General features: G+C 56.6%; 11 protein-coding genes and 1 pseudogene. 10 read left to right on the forward strand and 2 right to left on the reverse strand.

All coding sequences use genetic code 11. The features are described from left to right. Positions 1-4 precede the first annotated feature (4 nt). A complete protein-coding gene (locus tag AC0L6A_RS07095) occupies positions 5-526 on the forward strand; it encodes a helix-turn-helix transcriptional regulator (protein ID WP_473293116.1) in 522 nt (173 codons plus the stop codon). Here AC0L6A_RS07095 and topA read toward each other — a convergent pair. Further along, on the reverse strand, positions 519-3,068 hold the full coding sequence (gene topA / locus AC0L6A_RS07100) for a type I DNA topoisomerase (RefSeq protein ID WP_473293118.1): 2,550 nt from the start codon (positions 3,066-3,068) through the stop codon (positions 519-521). The two genes, AC0L6A_RS07095 and topA, sit on opposite strands and share 8 nt — an antisense overlap. 229 nt (positions 3,069-3,297) lie before the next feature. Here topA and AC0L6A_RS07105 point away from each other — a divergent pair, with 229 nt between their 5' ends. Both AC0L6A_RS07105 and AC0L6A_RS07110 read left to right on the forward strand, forming a co-directional pair. Continuing rightward, positions 3,298-5,712, forward strand: coding sequence for an ATP-dependent helicase (locus AC0L6A_RS07105; RefSeq protein ID WP_473293120.1), 2,415 nt, complete (start codon positions 3,298-3,300; stop codon positions 5,710-5,712). Positions 5,713-5,772: 60 nt separating this feature from the next. Beyond that, complete coding sequence (locus AC0L6A_RS07110) at positions 5,773-6,720, forward strand: homocysteine S-methyltransferase family protein (protein WP_473293122.1); 948 nt, start codon at positions 5,773-5,775, stop codon at positions 6,718-6,720. Between the two features lie 385 nt (positions 6,721-7,105). Here AC0L6A_RS07110 and AC0L6A_RS07115 read toward each other — a convergent pair whose 3' ends face one another. Next, positions 7,106-7,321, reverse strand: a complete 216-nt coding sequence (locus AC0L6A_RS07115) for a DUF1127 domain-containing protein (protein WP_473293124.1) — start codon at positions 7,319-7,321, stop codon at positions 7,106-7,108. A gap of 459 nt (positions 7,322-7,780) precedes the next feature. On the opposite strand from AC0L6A_RS07115, the gene AC0L6A_RS07120 reads away from it, so the two are divergent. From AC0L6A_RS07120 to AC0L6A_RS07150, 7 genes and pseudogenes are all read left to right on the forward strand, one after another. Continuing rightward, entirely contained in the window at positions 7,781-8,848 is a 1,068-nt protein-coding gene (locus AC0L6A_RS07120; protein WP_473293125.1) for an Mrp/NBP35 family ATP-binding protein, read from the forward strand. Between the two features lie 657 nt (positions 8,849-9,505). Further along, positions 9,506-10,012, forward strand: coding sequence for a division/cell wall cluster transcriptional repressor MraZ (gene mraZ / locus AC0L6A_RS07125; protein ID WP_473293409.1), 507 nt, complete (start codon positions 9,506-9,508; stop codon positions 10,010-10,012). A gap of 1 nt (position 10,013) precedes the next feature. Further along, positions 10,014-11,012, forward strand: coding sequence for a 16S rRNA (cytosine(1402)-N(4))-methyltransferase RsmH (rsmH, locus tag AC0L6A_RS07130; protein WP_473293411.1), 999 nt, complete (start codon positions 10,014-10,016; stop codon positions 11,010-11,012). Continuing rightward, positions 11,012-11,353 (forward strand): cell division protein FtsL, encoded by a 342-nt coding sequence (ftsL, locus tag AC0L6A_RS07135; protein ID WP_473293127.1) that lies wholly within the window; start codon positions 11,012-11,014, stop codon positions 11,351-11,353. The genes rsmH and ftsL overlap by 1 nt, the downstream gene beginning before the upstream one ends. Next, positions 11,350-13,155: a peptidoglycan D,D-transpeptidase FtsI family protein gene (locus AC0L6A_RS07140; RefSeq protein ID WP_473293129.1), complete on the forward strand. Its 1,806-nt coding sequence runs from the start codon at positions 11,350-11,352 to the stop codon at positions 13,153-13,155. Before ftsL ends, AC0L6A_RS07140 begins: the two co-directional genes overlap by 4 nt. Positions 13,156-13,171: 16 nt before the next feature. Further along, positions 13,172-14,662, forward strand: a complete 1,491-nt coding sequence (locus tag AC0L6A_RS07145) for a UDP-N-acetylmuramoyl-L-alanyl-D-glutamate--2,6-diaminopimelate ligase (RefSeq protein WP_473293130.1) — start codon at positions 13,172-13,174, stop codon at positions 14,660-14,662. After that, positions 14,659-16,075 (forward strand): annotated as a pseudogene (locus AC0L6A_RS07150) (UDP-N-acetylmuramoyl-tripeptide--D-alanyl-D-alanine ligase). Before AC0L6A_RS07145 ends, AC0L6A_RS07150 begins: the two are co-directional and overlap by 4 nt. The last annotated feature ends 12 nt before the right edge of the window (positions 16,076-16,087 follow it).

Here is a 16,087-nt window from a genome sequence, read left to right on the forward strand (position 1 = left end):
AACAATGCGCGCCAGAACCTACAGCAAAATCGGAGCAGGGCTTTTTGCGCTTTCAGCAATTGCCTTTCTCATTGAACTGTTCGGTGAGGTTACTGGGATTTGGCTGTTGGGCTTCGATTGGTTCATCCACGAACTCACAGAGCTTGCCACGCTTTTCGGTTTCATCATTGGTGGGGCATTCATTTACCACAGCCAAAGAATGCTCCGCCAACGCAATGATGAAGTTGAGAAGCTATTGCGCGCAGCGCAAGGGCAGTTCAGCGCGATGGTTCAGGCGCAGTTCTCAAGCTGGGGGTTAAGTGACGCCGAGCAAGAGATTGCGTACCTGACCATGAAAGGGTTCACGGTCGCCGAAATCTCGGACATCCGAAAAACCAGTCAGGGCACGGTGAAATCGCAAAATAATGCGATTTATCGAAAAGCAGGTGTGAAAAGCCGAACTCAGTTGCTGGGTGCTTTGATTGACGAGCTCTTGATCGAGCCGTCAACCGTAAGCACACCAGAAACCACAGAAAAGCTTAGCTAGCCTTCTTCTTCGGTGCAGCCTTCTTCTTGGCCGCCGCTTTCTTTTTTGCAGGCTTTTTCTTGGCTGCTTTTTCAGCAATCCAACCCACGGCCATTTCCATGGTGACGTCAGCAGGTTCCACGTCCTTGGGAATGGTCGCGTTGACCTTTTCCCACTTCACGTAAGGACCATAGCGGCCTTCCATGACGTTCACCGGGCCACCATCTTCGGGATGTTCACCCAGTTCTTTCAAGGGCTTGGCCGCTGTGCGACCGCGGCCACCGGGGTTGGCGCGCTTCTCGGCCAGCATTTCAACCGCGCGGTTCATGCCGATCTCGAACACGTCCTGAGGGTCTTTCACGTTGACATAGACGGGCTTCGCCTCGCCTTCGGCCTGGTGCATAATGTAGGGGCCGAAACGACCGAAGTTTGACTTCACTTCGCCACCATCGGGGTGCTCGCCCACAATGCGAGGCAGGGACAGCAGAACCAGCGCTTTCTCAAGCGTGATGTCGTCTTTGTCCCAGCCTTTGGGCAGGGACGCACGTGGCGGTTTCTTGTTTTCCGGCGTCGGCTCTCCGCGCTGCACGTAGGGTCCGAAACGACCAGCTTTCAGCCAGATCTCATCACCACCGTCTTCGCCCAGCAGACGTTCATCGCCTTCAGCGCCTTCACCAGCGATGGGGCGGGTGTACGTACATTCGGGATAGTTGCCGCAGCCCACGAACCCACCAGTGCGCGAGGTTTTCAGGTGCAATGAGCCTTGGCCACATTTCGGGCAGATGCGCGGGTCTGTTCCGTCTTCGCGGGGCGGATATAGTTGCGGGGCCAGTGCTGCGTCGAGCTTGTCCAGCACTTCGGAAATCCGCAGCTCTGACGTCTCGGCAATCGCGGCCGAAAAATCACGCCAGAAGCGCGCGAGCACTTCTTTGTAATCCGCATCTCCCGCAGAGACCTGATCCAGTTCTTCTTCCAGATTGGCCGTGAATTCGTACCCGACATACTGGCGGAAAAAGTTCATCAAGAAGATCGTGACGATCCGGCCCTTATCTTCTGGGAACAGGCGGTTCTTGTCCTTGCGAACGTACTCGCGGTCTTGGATCGTGGTGATCACCGACGCATAGGTCGACGGGCGACCGATGCCCAGCTCTTCCATGCGTTTGACCAGCGTCGCCTCTGTGTAACGGGGCGGGGGCTGGGTGTGATGCTGTTCGGGCGTGATGCCTTTTTTCTCGGCGTTTTCGCCTTCCATGATCTGGGGCAGGCGTTTGTCGTCGTCATCGACCACTTGGTCGTCGCGGCCTTCTTCATAGACCTTCATGAAGCCGTCAAAGACCACAACCTGACCGGTCGCGCGCAGCACGACTTGACCGTCAGACGAGCCTACATCCACAGATGTGCGTTCAAACTTTGCGCTTTCCATCTGGCTGGCCAGCGTCCGCTTCCAGATCAGGTCATAAAGCTTGCGCTGATCGGGCTCCAATTTCGCCAAATCGCTACCAGACACGGTCATATCCGTCGGGCGGATACATTCGTGTGCCTCTTGGGCGTTCTTGGCTTTGTTTTTGTAGATGCGCGGGCTGGCCGGAATGAATTCCTTGCCGTAGCGATCGGTGATTGCGTCACGGGCCGCTGCCACGGCTTCTGGCGCCATATCGATCCCGTCGGTTCGCATGTAAGTGATGTACCCGGCCTCATACAGGCGCTGGGCGGTCGACATGGTCTGACGCGCGCCGAAGCCGAACTTACGGCTGGCTTCCTGCTGCAAGGTCGACGTCATGAAGGGCGGCGAGGGGTTGCGGGTCGCAGGTTTTGCTTCGACCGACTGAACGGACAGGTCGCGCGACGAAATCGCCTGCACAGCCAGTTCGGCCGCGGTTTCATTCTCAAGGTCGTACCGGTCGAGCTTTTGACCGCCCAGAACCGTCAAACGCGCCTCGAATTCCTGTCCGCGTGGCGTCGAAAGCAGCGCTTTCACTGACCAGTATTCACGGGCATTAAACGCCTCGATCTCTTCTTCACGCTCGACGATCAGACGCAGGCAGACCGACTGAACACGACCAGCTGACCGCGCGCCGGGCAGTTTGCGCCACAAAACAGGGGACAGGTTGAACCCCACCAGATAGTCCAGCGCACGGCGGGCCAGATAGGCCTCGACCAGATCGCTGTCCACATCGCGGGGGTTCTGCATTGCTTCCGTCACGGCGGATTTGGTGATGGCGTTGAAAACCACGCGGCTGACTGGCGTGTCTTTCTTCACGGCACGACGCTTGCGAAGCGCCTCTTCCAAATGCCACGAGATCGCTTCCCCTTCGCGATCGGGGTCGGTTGCGAGGATTAGGTTGTTGTCGTCTTTCAGGGCGTCGGCGATGGCACGCACATGTTTGGCGTTATCGCGGCCGACTTCCCAAGTCATGGCAAATTCGTTGTCCGTATCAACCGAGCCATCTTTGGCAGGCAGGTCACGTACGTGACCGTACGAGGCCAACACCGTATAATCAGATCCAAGATACTTGTTGATGGTCTTGGCTTTGGCCGGGCTTTCGACGACGACGACTGGCATGAACTTCCTTTCGAACTCAGATACACCATGAAATAATGGCAGTCTTTCTGGAGGCGTTAGATGTGTCGTGAAGGGGCGTCTTGTCAATGGGCACTCTCTATATATAGGGGCGCATTTCGCCGCGCCCCCTTTAGGGGGCGGAAAGTTTCGGGGGATTTTTGGGGCTGCGTAAGGAACAGATGTGGAACATACTCTTCCCCTGTGGGCTTCGCATTGCTAAGAAGATCGGATGAGCAGCATTGATGATGACAACTTGATTGATGATTCCGATGACGGGATGAGCACTCCGAAAGTGCCCCCCCAAGTCCCACTGTCGCAGCGTGCGATGGGGGCGGCTTTGGGCGCGCGGTCTGCGCCCTATATGGACGGTTTGAACCCGGCGCAGCGCGAGGCGGTCGAAACGCTGAATGGCCCTGTCCTGATGCTGGCGGGCGCCGGCACAGGTAAGACGAAAGCCTTGACCACGCGGATCGCGCATCTCTTGACCACCGGGTCCGCGCGGACCAACGAGATTCTTGCCGTAACCTTTACGAATAAGGCTGCGCGCGAGATGAAAGAGCGTGTCGCCGGGCTGTTGGGCCAGACTGTTGAGGGCATGCCGTGGATGGGCACCTTCCATTCGATCTGCGTGAAGCTTCTGCGGCGTCATGCAGAGCTGGTTGGGCTGAAAACCAACTTCACAATCCTCGATACGGATGATCAAATCCGGCTGCTGAAGCAACTGATCGCGGCCAACAATATTGACGAAAAACGCTGGCCCGCGCGGCTTCTGGCGGGCGTCATCGACAATTGGAAAAACCGCGCTTGGACGCCCGAAACCCTTCCCGCCTCCGAGGCGCAAGCATTTAACGATCGCGGACCAGAGCTGTACGCCCAGTACCAAGACCGCTTGAAGACGCTGAACGCCTGTGATTTTGGCGATCTTCTGCTGCACGTGGTCACGATTTTCCAGACACACGATGACATTCTGGCGAAGTATCAAAGCTGGTTCAAATTCATCCTTGTCGACGAATACCAAGATACCAACGTCGCCCAATATCTGTGGCTGCGCCTTCTGGCGGCGGGGCATAAAAACATCTGCTGCGTGGGTGATGACGACCAATCGATCTATGGCTGGCGCGGGGCCGAAGTGGGTAATATCTTACGGTTTGAAAAGGATTTTCCCGGCGCGAAGGTGGTCCGGTTAGAGCAGAACTACCGCTCGACCGCGCATATTCTGGCCGCTGCGTCCGGCGTGATTGCAGGCAATGAAGGCCGTTTGGGCAAAGAGCTGTGGACGGACGCAGAAGGTGGCGAAAAGGTTCGTCTGATCGGCCATTGGGACGGCGATGAAGAAGCCCGCTGGGTCGGGGAAGAGATCGAGGCGATGCAATCCGGCACGCGGGGCAGAGAGGGGATGTCGCTCGATGACATGGCCATCCTTGTACGGGCCTCGCACCAGATGCGCGCGTTCGAAGATCGCTTTCTGACCATCGGTCTGCCCTACCGCGTGATTGGCGGTCCGCGTTTCTATGAACGGCTCGAGATTCGTGACGCGATGGCCTATTTCCGGCTGGCGGTCAGCCAAGACGACGATCTGGCGTTTGAGCGTATCGTAAATACCCCCCGCCGGGGTTTGGGTGACAAGGCGGTGCAAACGATCCAGATGCTTGCACGGACCAACGGCGTGTCACTGGTCGAAGGTGCGCGTATCGCGGTCGAGACGGGTGCCATCAAAGGCAAAGGCGGCAAGGGGCTGGCCGGGCTGGTTGCGGGGCTGGATCGTTGGTTCAATCAGCTACGTGCTGAAGACGACACTCATATCGAAATGGCTGAAGTGATCCTTGAGGAATTGGGCTACACCGACTTCTGGCTGAACGACAAAAACCCAGATTCTCCGGGGCGGCTTGAAAACCTCAAGGAACTTGTGGAGGCGCTGGAAAACTTTGAAAACCTTCAGGGTTTCCTGGAACATGTCAGCCTGATTATGGACAATGACACGGATGATGCCGAGGAAAAGGTCACCATCATGACCCTGCATGGAGCCAAGGGGTTGGAGTTCCCTGCGGTGTTCCTGCCGGGCTGGGAAGATGGGCTGTTCCCGTCTCAACGTTCGATGGATGAAAGCGGTCTGAAAGGCCTCGAAGAAGAGCGCCGATTGGCCTATGTGGGCATTACGCGGGCCGAGGAAGTCTGTACGATTTCCTTCGCCGCAAACCGGCGCGTGTACGGCCAATGGCAGTCGCAACTGCCGTCTCGTTTCGTGGATGAGCTGCCCGAAGAACATGTCGAGGTGCTGACTGCGCCCGGCCTTTATGGCGGCGGCTATGGCGGTATGTCCGGGGACTTCGGGGGTAACTCACCGCTTGAGGATAAGGCCAGCCGCGCTGACGCCTATAACTCTCCGGGTTGGAAGCGGATGCAGTCGCAAGGAAACCTGCGCGCCAAGCCCAGTCCGAATGAATCGCGCGGGCTGGTGATTGATGCCACTGCGGTGTCGTCTTTCACCCAAGGCGACCGCGTTTTTCATTCGAAATTTGGCTACGGCACCGTGATGGGCATTGAAGGTGACAAGCTGGATATCGAGTTCGATAAGGCTGGTGCGAAGAAAGTCATATCCAAGTTTATCGTGCCAGCGGCACAGGCGGGCGACGTTCCGTTTTAGGAAATTTGCCTCAATCCCCCGAACCTGCAAAGGTGGTTCGATAGACCAAAGGGGATCATCGTGGCTCCAACCTGCGACATACGCACGCAAACGGATGAGACAGTTTTCATAACCTATACCGGGATGGAAACTGATCTGTTGTTCACGCAAGGCTTCGATCTGCCCGGATTTGCAAGCTACCCTTTGCTTGAGACAAAGGCAGGGCGGCGACAGTTGCGGACGTATTATGAGGATCTGATCGCCCTTGCACGCGACAAAGACGTCGGCGCAATTTTAGAGGCCCCGACCTGGGTTGCGAACCGAGATCGCGGGGCGCAGATTGGGTACGAACCAGCCACGCTTAGTGAAAGGAACACTCAGGCGGTCGCGTTTCTTTCTGAGATTTGCGCGGGCTTTGATGATGTTCCTGTGCTGACAAGCGGCAATGTGGGGCCGCGCGCGGATGCCTATGCACCAACTGAGCAGATGAATGCGGCCGAAGCCGGGGCTTATCACATTGAGCAGGTGAACGTGCTTGCGCAGGCTGGCATTGATCTGATCAGCGCTTACACCATCGCCTATACGGACGAAGCAATCGGGATCGTAACCGCTGCGCGGCAATGTAGTGTGCCTATTGTTGTGGCCTTCACGGTGGAAACCGATGGCCGTCTTCCCACAGGAGTTTCGCTTGGCAAGGCCATCGAAGCTGTCGACGACGCGACGGACGGATATGCCGCGTATTTCATGATTAATTGCGCGCATCCTGATCACTTCCAGCATGTTCTATCGCATGCGCCGTGGATGACGCGGCTGAAAGGTCTGGTGGTCAATGCCTCTCGTTGTAGTCACGCCGAACTAGATCAATCGACAAAGCTGGATGACGGAGACCCCGTTGAGCTTGGGCAGCAATTGGCGGCCCTTCACCGCAAATATCCGAACTTTCGCGTGCTTGGTGGATGCTGTGGCACGGATATGCGGCATATGGCGGAAATTGCGACAGCGTTTCAGGGTGGAAAACTGGCTCCGTAACCCTGGTTCAGACGCATAAACGTCAGTCCAAACGAACTTCAATAAAAATAAAAAACGGCGACGCCCGGGAGGAGGTGGGCGCCGCCGTTCATGTCTGATGCGAACCTCGGGAGGAGGTGAGGTCCGACTTCAGCTGGCATCAGGTCTGGGAGGAGGTAGACCGTTTGCCGTATCGGGATGGTTGCTGGGAGGAGGTAGCAACGTCCCGGACCTTAGGGGGTGCAGCGATGTTCGGGAGGAGGTGAACATCGCTGCGACCCATGGATCTTCTGGGAGGAGGTAGAAGATCCGAAGACTTGTGATTGGTCGGCGGGGTCAGGGAGGAGGAAGACCCCGCCGCCAATCAAAGCCACCACCAGGGAGGAGGAGGGCGGTGGCTGAAACTTTATTTGCCGTAGGTGGCCATTTTTGCCACGTGACGAATGGAACTGCGGGTCAGACCCAGATCCCATAGTTCGTTGTCGTTTAGGGTATCCAGTTCGCGCACGGTTTTGCGGTACTCAGTGCGCAGGTCATAGCGCTCTTTCCAATCAGCAAATTGTGCAGTGATACGGTCGATGATGCCTGCGCGGGCCATCAGAATTTCGGTAGCGTGTGCCATTTTACTCACTCACTCTTGTTCGGTTCAGCGAACCATTAAGTTGGTCATCAACAAGACCCAGTTACATTTCGTTGGCGCTCACATTTGCGCTTCGAGTTCAAAATGGGGGTGATGCTGCAATTGCACAATACCCCACTTCATCAAAGCCGTCATGCAATGGGTGCATAGGTAAAAATGCTTATAAAATAACACTATGAGGGGAGTTCTACCTAATTTTTCCCCGTAAGCTGCAGTGCAGCATTTTGAGGGGGCTGGGGTTACGCTACGGCAATCGTATTCGCTGCAAGGTGCGTTCAGAGTGCCTAAGGGGCTGTGCGGATTGTCTTTAGAGAAAGTGGTTCACTTATCCTATGACGTGATTTTTATCAGGCCGCCCTCATTCCGTGGCTCTTTGCCTCTTGCGCCCGCTGTGAAACCGTCCAATCTAAGGAAACGCGCACAGGAAACAGGAGCGATCAAATGCGGGATAAGATCATGGGGACGTTGTCCTCGGTGGCGCTGCCGGATGGGGGTGACCTTGCATCACGCGATATGATCCGTGCGTTGGTCATTGAGGGCGGCAATGTCAGTTTCGTAATCGAGGCTGAAACGCCCGAACAAGCAGCCAGTATGGAGCCTCAGCGACGTGCGGCCGAGGCCGCGATTGCCGCACTTGATGGTGTCGAGACAGTTTCGGTTATTCTAACAGCACATGGACCCGCGCAACCGGCGAAAGCGCCGCCAAGCCTAAAGGTTGGGGGGCATCCGAAGCCTCAGGCGGGGCCGTTGCCGGTGAAGGGCGTAACAAATGTGATTGCAATTGCGTCGGGTAAAGGTGGGGTAGGGAAGTCTACTCTTAGCTCGAACCTTGCGGTGGCGCTGGCAAAACAGGGTCGCAAAGTGGGCTTGCTGGACGCGGATATTCTTGGACCCTCGCAGCCGCGTATGATGGGAACCACTCAACGACCAAGTTCGCCTGACGGGGACATGCTTGTCCCGGTCGTGGCGCATGGGGTCAAGATGATGTCCATTGGCTTGATGCTGAAATCCGACCGCGAGGCTGTGATTTGGCGTGGCCCCATGTTGATGGGAGCTTTGCAGCAAATGCTGTTTCAGGTTGATTGGGCCCCGCTTGATGTTTTGATCATCGATTTGCCGCCGGGCACCGGGGATGTTCAGCTGACGCTGGCGCAGAAATCCCAGATCACCGGCGCGATTGTCGTCTCAACGCCACAGGATGTGGCGCTGTTGGATGCACGCAAGGCCATTGATATGTTCGGCAAAGTAAATGTGCCGATCCTTGGCTTGGTTGAAAACATGTCCACCTATGTCTGCCCAAGCTGTGGGCACGAGGCGCACCTTTTCGGTCATGGTGGTGTTCGCGATGAAGCAACTGAGCTGGGCGCACCATTCCTTGGCGAGATCCCATTGTCTTTGGACGTGCGTTTGGCTGGTGATAGCGGAACGCCCGCTGCATTGGGAGACGGGCCCGTGGCGGAAGCATATCAAAAGCTCGCAGCCGATATGGTGGCCCGCGGTATCGCCTGACATCTATTTCCGGCAGTCCAAACGCCCGGTGCTCGCATAAGCGCCGGGCGTTTTTTGTGGATAATAGGCTGTCTGGGAAATGATGGGCAAAGCTGTAATCTTTGTGGGTATGGCTGGTTGTAGCGTGTTTTTTCAGCTGATTCTTGCGCTGAAGTGCTGGGACTTAACGTAAGCCGGTCCAAAATTGAAATTATTTTGGGAAATGATGGGCTGCAATAATGCTGCGCATGCAGCGCTATATGTAGTGGTTCAGAATTGAGTTGCGCCGATATCCGCTATTTATGCATCAATTTTTTCTGCAATCGCACCTGAGGAGCAGCTCATTCGCAGAGCTCGTGGACACTGTTTCCCTCAAAAAACTATTGCTTCCCATGATTTCCCAAGCTATCCCTGTATTCAAGATGAGGACGGGACAGAAAGAGGCGCTAAGACCTCACGACACTCCCAAGTCAGGTTTCATACAGGCCCCGCTTTTCATCGAATGAAAGAGAATCCGGCGCGTACGCGAGCAGACATCCCCCCAGGTGGCGCGCGTAGCTGGACACCCGGAAACGGGACAGGCGGCGGATTGGTCAGTGGCAGCAGATCAATCCGCCGTTTCTAATTCCAGCCTCTGTCATGGCTGGTGGGACAGTTGATAATAAGGGGGCCGCGCAAGTGGCACGCAGGTTCAGAGGTGAAAGCCACCACAAGGTGGACACGAAGGGCAGGGTTTCGATCCCAGCCCTGTTTCGCCGTGTGCTTGAGGCAGGCGACCCCGATTGGACCGACGGTCTGACCCCCAACCTTGTTATTGTATATGGCGATCATCGCCGCAGCTATTTGGAAGCCTACACAGTCGAGGCTATCGACGAAGTTGATGACCAAATCGCCAAGCTTCCGCGCGGCTCGATGGAACGTCGCATGCTTGAGCGTCTGTTTAACGGTCAATCCTTCCCTACTACTGTAGACGAAACAGGCCGATTGGTTCTGCCAGCAAAGCTGCGTCAGAAAATCGGTTTGGACAAAGAAGCGTTCTTTATAGCGACCGGCGACACGTTCCAGATCTGGAAGCCCGAGACCTATGATGAGGTCGAGATGGCAAAGACGGAAGCGTGGCTGGATGAGCAGGACGAAGATTTCGATCCGTTGACCCTTTTGGGTGGCAACGGAGGGGATGGCTGAGATGTCTGACCCGGCTGCCACCGAAAAACGTCCTCATATCCCGGTATTGCTACGGCCGCTTTTAGAAGCGGTCGCGCCTGTTTCTGGCGACTGGGCGGATGGGACGTTCGGTGCGGGCGGATACACTCGGGGTCTTCTGGACGCAGGCGCAGATCTGGTTTTCGGCATAGACCGCGATCCGATGGTGTTCGAGATGGCCGCTAATTGGGCGGGTGACTACGGTGACCGGTTGGCTTTGCGCGAAGGCACATTTTCGGAAATGGATGAACTGGCTGGCAAGCTGCTGGATGGCGTGGTTTTGGACCTTGGCGTCAGCTCGATGCAGCTTGATCTGGCCGAGCGCGGCTTTTCCTTCATGAAGGATGGCCCCCTGGATATGCGGATGAGCCAATCCGGACCCTCTGCGGCTGATATCGTGAACGAAGCGGACGCCGATACGCTGGCAGATATTCTTTACCACTATGGGGAAGAGCGCGCCTCGCGTCGGATTGCGCGTGCAATTGTAAAGGCCCGCGAAGAGGCTCCATTTGAAACAACATTGCAATTGGCGGGCGTGATCGAGAAATGTTTGCCGCGCTCAAAGCCCGGTCAAAGTCATCCGGCGACACGCAGCTTTCAAGCGATCCGTATTGCGGTGAATGATGAATTTGGTCAATTGATTGAAGGGCTTGAGGCCGCAGAGCGTGCGTTAAAACCCGGTGGAAAGCTGGCGGTTGTGACGTTCCATTCGATGGAAGATCGCGTGGTAAAGCGCTTCTTGCAGGCGCGTGCCTCGTCAGGCGGTGGGGGGTCGCGATATGCGCCCGAAGCCCAGGCCGAAACCCCACGTTTCAAACTGACGCCCAAGAAAGCTATTGGGCCGGATGCGGAAGAGCTAAAGCAAAACCCGCGTTCCCGGTCGGCGCGTTTGCGTGTCGCCACCCGTACCGAAGCCCCCGCAGGTCCGTCGGATCGCAAAAAGCTTGGATTGCCGCCCCTTGTATTTAAGGACAAATCGTAATGCGTAGTTTGCTTTATATAGTTTCCGCTCTGGCCGTGATGATGCTGGCTTACTGGGCTTATTCCGAGAACTACAAAACGCAGGCGTCGCTTGATCGCTCGCAGGCATTGCAGAGCGAGATTGGCCGCATGCAAGAAGAACTGACCGTTCTGCGCGCCGAATGGGCGTATCTGAACCGGCCAGACCGTCTGCGTGATCTGGCGCGGATGAACTATGGCAAGCTTGAGCTGAACGTGTTGGAACCGGGCCAGTTTGGCCGTGTTGATCAGGTCGCCTTTGCTGAAGACGAACTGCCAGAGATCACAGGTGCGATTGATGTCATCGGGGAGATTACGCAATGACCCGTGTCCCACTACGCCCACTTGCCCGAATTCTGGAAGCCCGCGCAAAAGGGGAAAACCCCGACGCGATCGAGCATGAAAATCTGCGCCATCGCCATGACCAAATTCGAGACCAATCCCGTCTCCGTTCGGAAGGGCGTCTTTTGGTGTTGGCGGGATTCTTTCTGTGTGCCTTCGTAACGGTCGGCGCGCGCATGGCTACTTTGTCGGCATCCGAGGCACAAGAACCTCGTGCGCAGGCGTCCGGCGCGTCTATCGCAACAGCACGCGCGGATATTTTGGATCGACAGGGCCGCATTCTTGCGACGAACCTTGTCACACATGCGCTTTATGCCCAACCGCATCAGATGGTCGACCCGGAACGTGCAGCCGATGAACTGGTTCAGATTTTCCCAGATTTGAAGCGCGAACGCTTGATCAAAGACTTCACGGGATCGCGTAAGTTCTTGTGGATCAAAAAGAAAATCAGCCCAGAGCAGAAGCAGGCGGTGTTTGATATCGGCGAGCCTGGCCTTCTGTTTGGCCCGCGAGAAATGCGCCTGTATCCGAATGGCAAACTGGCGGCTCATGTCCTTGGCGGAGCGAGTTTCGGTCGCGAGGGTGTCTCGGCGGCCGAGGTGATTGGCGTTGCTGGCGTTGAAAAGCAGTTCGACGACTTTTTACGTGACCCGGCAAATGGTGGTGCCCCCCTTCAGCTGTCATTGGATTTGACCATTCAAGATGCGATCGAACGGGTGCTCTATGGCGGCATGAAAATGATGAATGCCAAAGGTGCTGCCGCAGTTTTGATGGACGTGCACACGGGCGAGGTCATCTCGGTCGCGTCGCTTCCTGATTTCGATCCCAACAATCGCCCACGCCCGTTGACAGTGGCGGATAAGGGCAAAGATCAGTCTGACAGCCCGCTGTTCAATCGCGCTGTTCAGGGCGTGTACGAACTTGGGTCGACCTTCAAGATTTTTACTGCGATTCAGGCGATGGATCTTGGGTTGGTAAACCCGAATACTGTGATCGACACCGGCAAGCCGATGAAAATCTCGGGCTTCCGTATTGGCGAGTTCCGCAACAAGAACTATGGCAAGCTCTCGGTCTCAGATATCATTGTCAAAAGCTCGAACCGGGGAACTGGGCGTATGGCGCTGCAAATCGGTTCGGAACGTCAGCAGGAATTCCTGAAGACTTTGGGCCTTCTGGACCGCACACCGTTTGAGATTGTCGAAGCCACTGGATCAACGCCGCTTGTGCCGAAGAAATGGGGCAAGCTTAGCTCTGTCACGATCTCGTACGGTCACGGTATTTCCAACTCCCCAATGCATCTGGCAGCGGCTTATGCTGCCATCGCCAATGGCGGTTATGCTGTGACGCCGACTGTGCTGAAACGTGGTCATGTCGAACGTGGCCCACGCGTAATCAGTGATGCTTCGGCAGCGGCTGCACGCGACATGTTGCGCAAAGTTGTCACCGAAGGCACCGCCAGCTTTGGCGAGGTCGAGGGATATCTGGTGGGTGGCAAGACCGGAACCGCGGACAAGCCCAAACCGCGTGGCGGCTACTATGATGACAAGGTGATCAACACCTTTGCCAGTATGTTCCCGACGGACAATCCAAAATACGTGTTGATTGTGACGCTGGACGAGCCGGTTGAAACATCGGGGACCAAGCCGCGCAGGACCGCTGGTTGGACCGCCGTGCCAGTCGCTGCAACGATCATCGAGCGTATCGCCCCTTTGCTGGGCATGAAGCCGCGTGAAAGCCACGTTGAACCTTTGGCGGCAACTGGGGTAACACTCACCTCGAACTAAAGCGGATTGACTACAGATGGGTGCTGAGATGGTAACGAAATCCCTAGGCGAACTGGGGCTCAGCGCCCGGGCTGGTCGTAATGCGCAGGTGACAGGCCTTTCCGTCGACAGCCGTTTGGTCAAGCCCGGCCATTTATTTGCCGCTTTGCCCGGCGCAAAAATTCACGGTGGTGAGTTCATTCAATATGCGCTTCGTATGGGGGCATCGGCGATCCTGACAGATCCAGAAGGTGCACGTATTGCAGAGGCCGAATTGGCGGCGTCCGACGCTGCGGTTGTTGTGACCGAAGACCCGCGCATGGCGTTGGCCTATGCTGCTGCACTTTGGTTTGGGGCGCAGCCCGAACATATGGTCGCGGCGACGGGCACCAACGGGAAAACATCAGTCGCAAGTTTTACGCGACAGATTTGGACCTTGCTGGGCATAAAAGCTGCAAATCTTGGCACAACCGGCGTAGAGGGCGCGTTCACGACGCCTTTGTCGCATACAACACCCGAGCCGATCACCTTGCACAAAGTCCTTGCCGATATGGCAGGTGCGGGCGTGACGCATGCAGCGATGGAAGCCTCGTCGCACGGTCTTGCACAGCGGCGTTTGGATGGTGTTCGTTTGTCCGCCGCTGCGTTTACGAATTTCACGCAGGATCATCTGGATTATCACGAAACCTTCGAGGAATATTTTGCCGCCAAAGCTGGTCTGTTTGCTCGGGTTTTGCCCGAAGGCGGAACGGCCGTGATCAATATCGATGATCCCAAAGGGTCTGAAATGGCGATCATTGCTGAGGCTCGCGGCCAAAAGCTGATCCGGGTTGGGCAGGCTGAGGACTGCGAGCTGCGACTGAAATCGCGCCGCTATGATGCAACCGGGCAGGAACTGATGTTCACATGGCTCGGCGCGCCCTTTATGGCGCGGTTGAACCTGATCGGCGGCTTCCAGGCAGAGAATGTATTGGCGGCGGCAGGTTTGGCAATTGGATGCGGGGCCGAACCCGAGCATGTTTTTGATACCTTTAAAGACCTTGAAACTGTTCGCGGTCGGATGCAATTGGCCGCCACGCGCGACAATGGGGCTGCTGTATTTGTCGACTATGCCCACACTCCTGATGCTTTAAAAACCGCACTTCGTGCCATGCGCCCACATGTGCTGGGCCGTCTGGTTGTGGTGTTCGGAGCGGGCGGGGATCGCGACACGACAAAGCGCAAGCTGATGGGGCAAGCCGCTGCCCAGAATGCGGACGTGGCGTTCGTCACGGATGACAACCCGCGTACCGAAGACCCAGCCCTGATCCGCGCGATGGTGATGGAGGGATGCCCAGAGGCCGTGAATGTCGGCGACCGCGCCGAAGCGATCTTACGCGGTGTCGATGCGCTTGGCCCGGGGGACGCACTGTTGATTGCCGGAAAAGGGCATGAGACGGGACAGACTGTTGGCGGGGACGTGTTGCCGTTTGATGATGTCGAACAAGCTTCGGTTGCTGTTGCCGCATTGGAAGGGCGACTGGCATGAGCCTTTGGACCGCAGAAGAGGCCGCACAGGCCACGAACGGCAAAGCGCAGGGCAGTTGGACTGTCTCTGGTGTCTCAATCGATACGCGCACAGTTCAGCCGGGCGATCTGTTTGTCGCCTTGAAGGCGGCGCGCGACGGACATGAGTTTGTCGCCCAAGCACTGGAAAAAGGGGCGGGGGCTGCGCTGGTCAGCCATATCCCTGAAGGAATTTCCCCTGACGCACCTCTTTTGATCGTTGATGACGTCCTGCCAGCCTTGGAAGCCCTTGGCATTGCCGCGCGGGCCCGCACCAAGGCTCGTGTCGTGGCCGTCACTGGGTCGGTTGGCAAGACCTCGACCAAGGAAATGCTACGTACGGTTTTGGCGCGTCAAGGTAAGACCCACGCGGCCGAGGCCAGCTATAACAACCATTGGGGTGTGCCGCTGACGCTGGCTCGCATGCCGGCTGACACCGATTACGCTGTGATCGAGATCGGCATGAGCAATCCCGGTGAAATTGAACCGCTTGCCCGTATGGCACGTCCAGATGTGGCAATGGTCACCACAGTGGCTGCGGCCCATTTGGAAGCCTTCGATGATTTGAACGGCATCGCGCGTGAAAAAGGATACTATCTTCAAAGGGTTGGAGCCTGATGGCGTTGCGCTGATTAATGGCGACTTGGACACGACGCCGGTGCTGCGCAGCGCCGCTGAAGGGTTTGAAACGCAAAGCTTTGGTGCGCATGAAGGCAACGATCACAGGCTCACCCATGTGTCGCTGACACCTGAAGCCACGATCTGCAAAGCCGACATCTCTGGTCAGGGGCAGTTGTTTAAAATCGCAACTCCAGGCCGACATTTTGCAAGCAATGCGCTGGCTGTTTTGGTCGCCGTGAAAGCACTTGGCGGGGATGAGACTTTGGCCGCCCGCGATATGGAACTTTGGCAGCCGCCAGAGGGACGCGGAACCCGGGAAGAGATCACGCTGGATGCGCCCGAGGGGCTGACGCTGACCTTGATTGACGACGCGTTCAACGCCAACCCAACTTCGATGGCCGCCTCGCTAGAGGTATTGGCGACGATGACCCCCAAAGATGGGGTGGGCCGGATCAACACGGGTCGACGCATCGCTGTTCTGGGTGACATGCTTGAGCTTGGCTCGGACGAGGTTCAGCTGCATGCAGAAATTGCGGATCTACCTTATGTGTCCGATATTGATGTGGTGCATTGTTGCGGTCCGATGATGCAGGCGCTTTGGGCGCGGCTCGAAGGTGAACAACAGGGCGTTTTTGCCGAAACAGCGGATGAAATGGCGGCGCAAATCCATCGACTTATCGACGCGGGTGACGTGGTTTTGGTCAAGGGATCTAAGGGCAGCTATGTCTCCAAAGCTGTTGACGCCATCCGTAAAATGAGCCAATCGCTGTCGTAATTCCAAGAAGGG

It is taken from the genome of Aliiroseovarius sp. D2-2, from assembly GCF_055809455.1.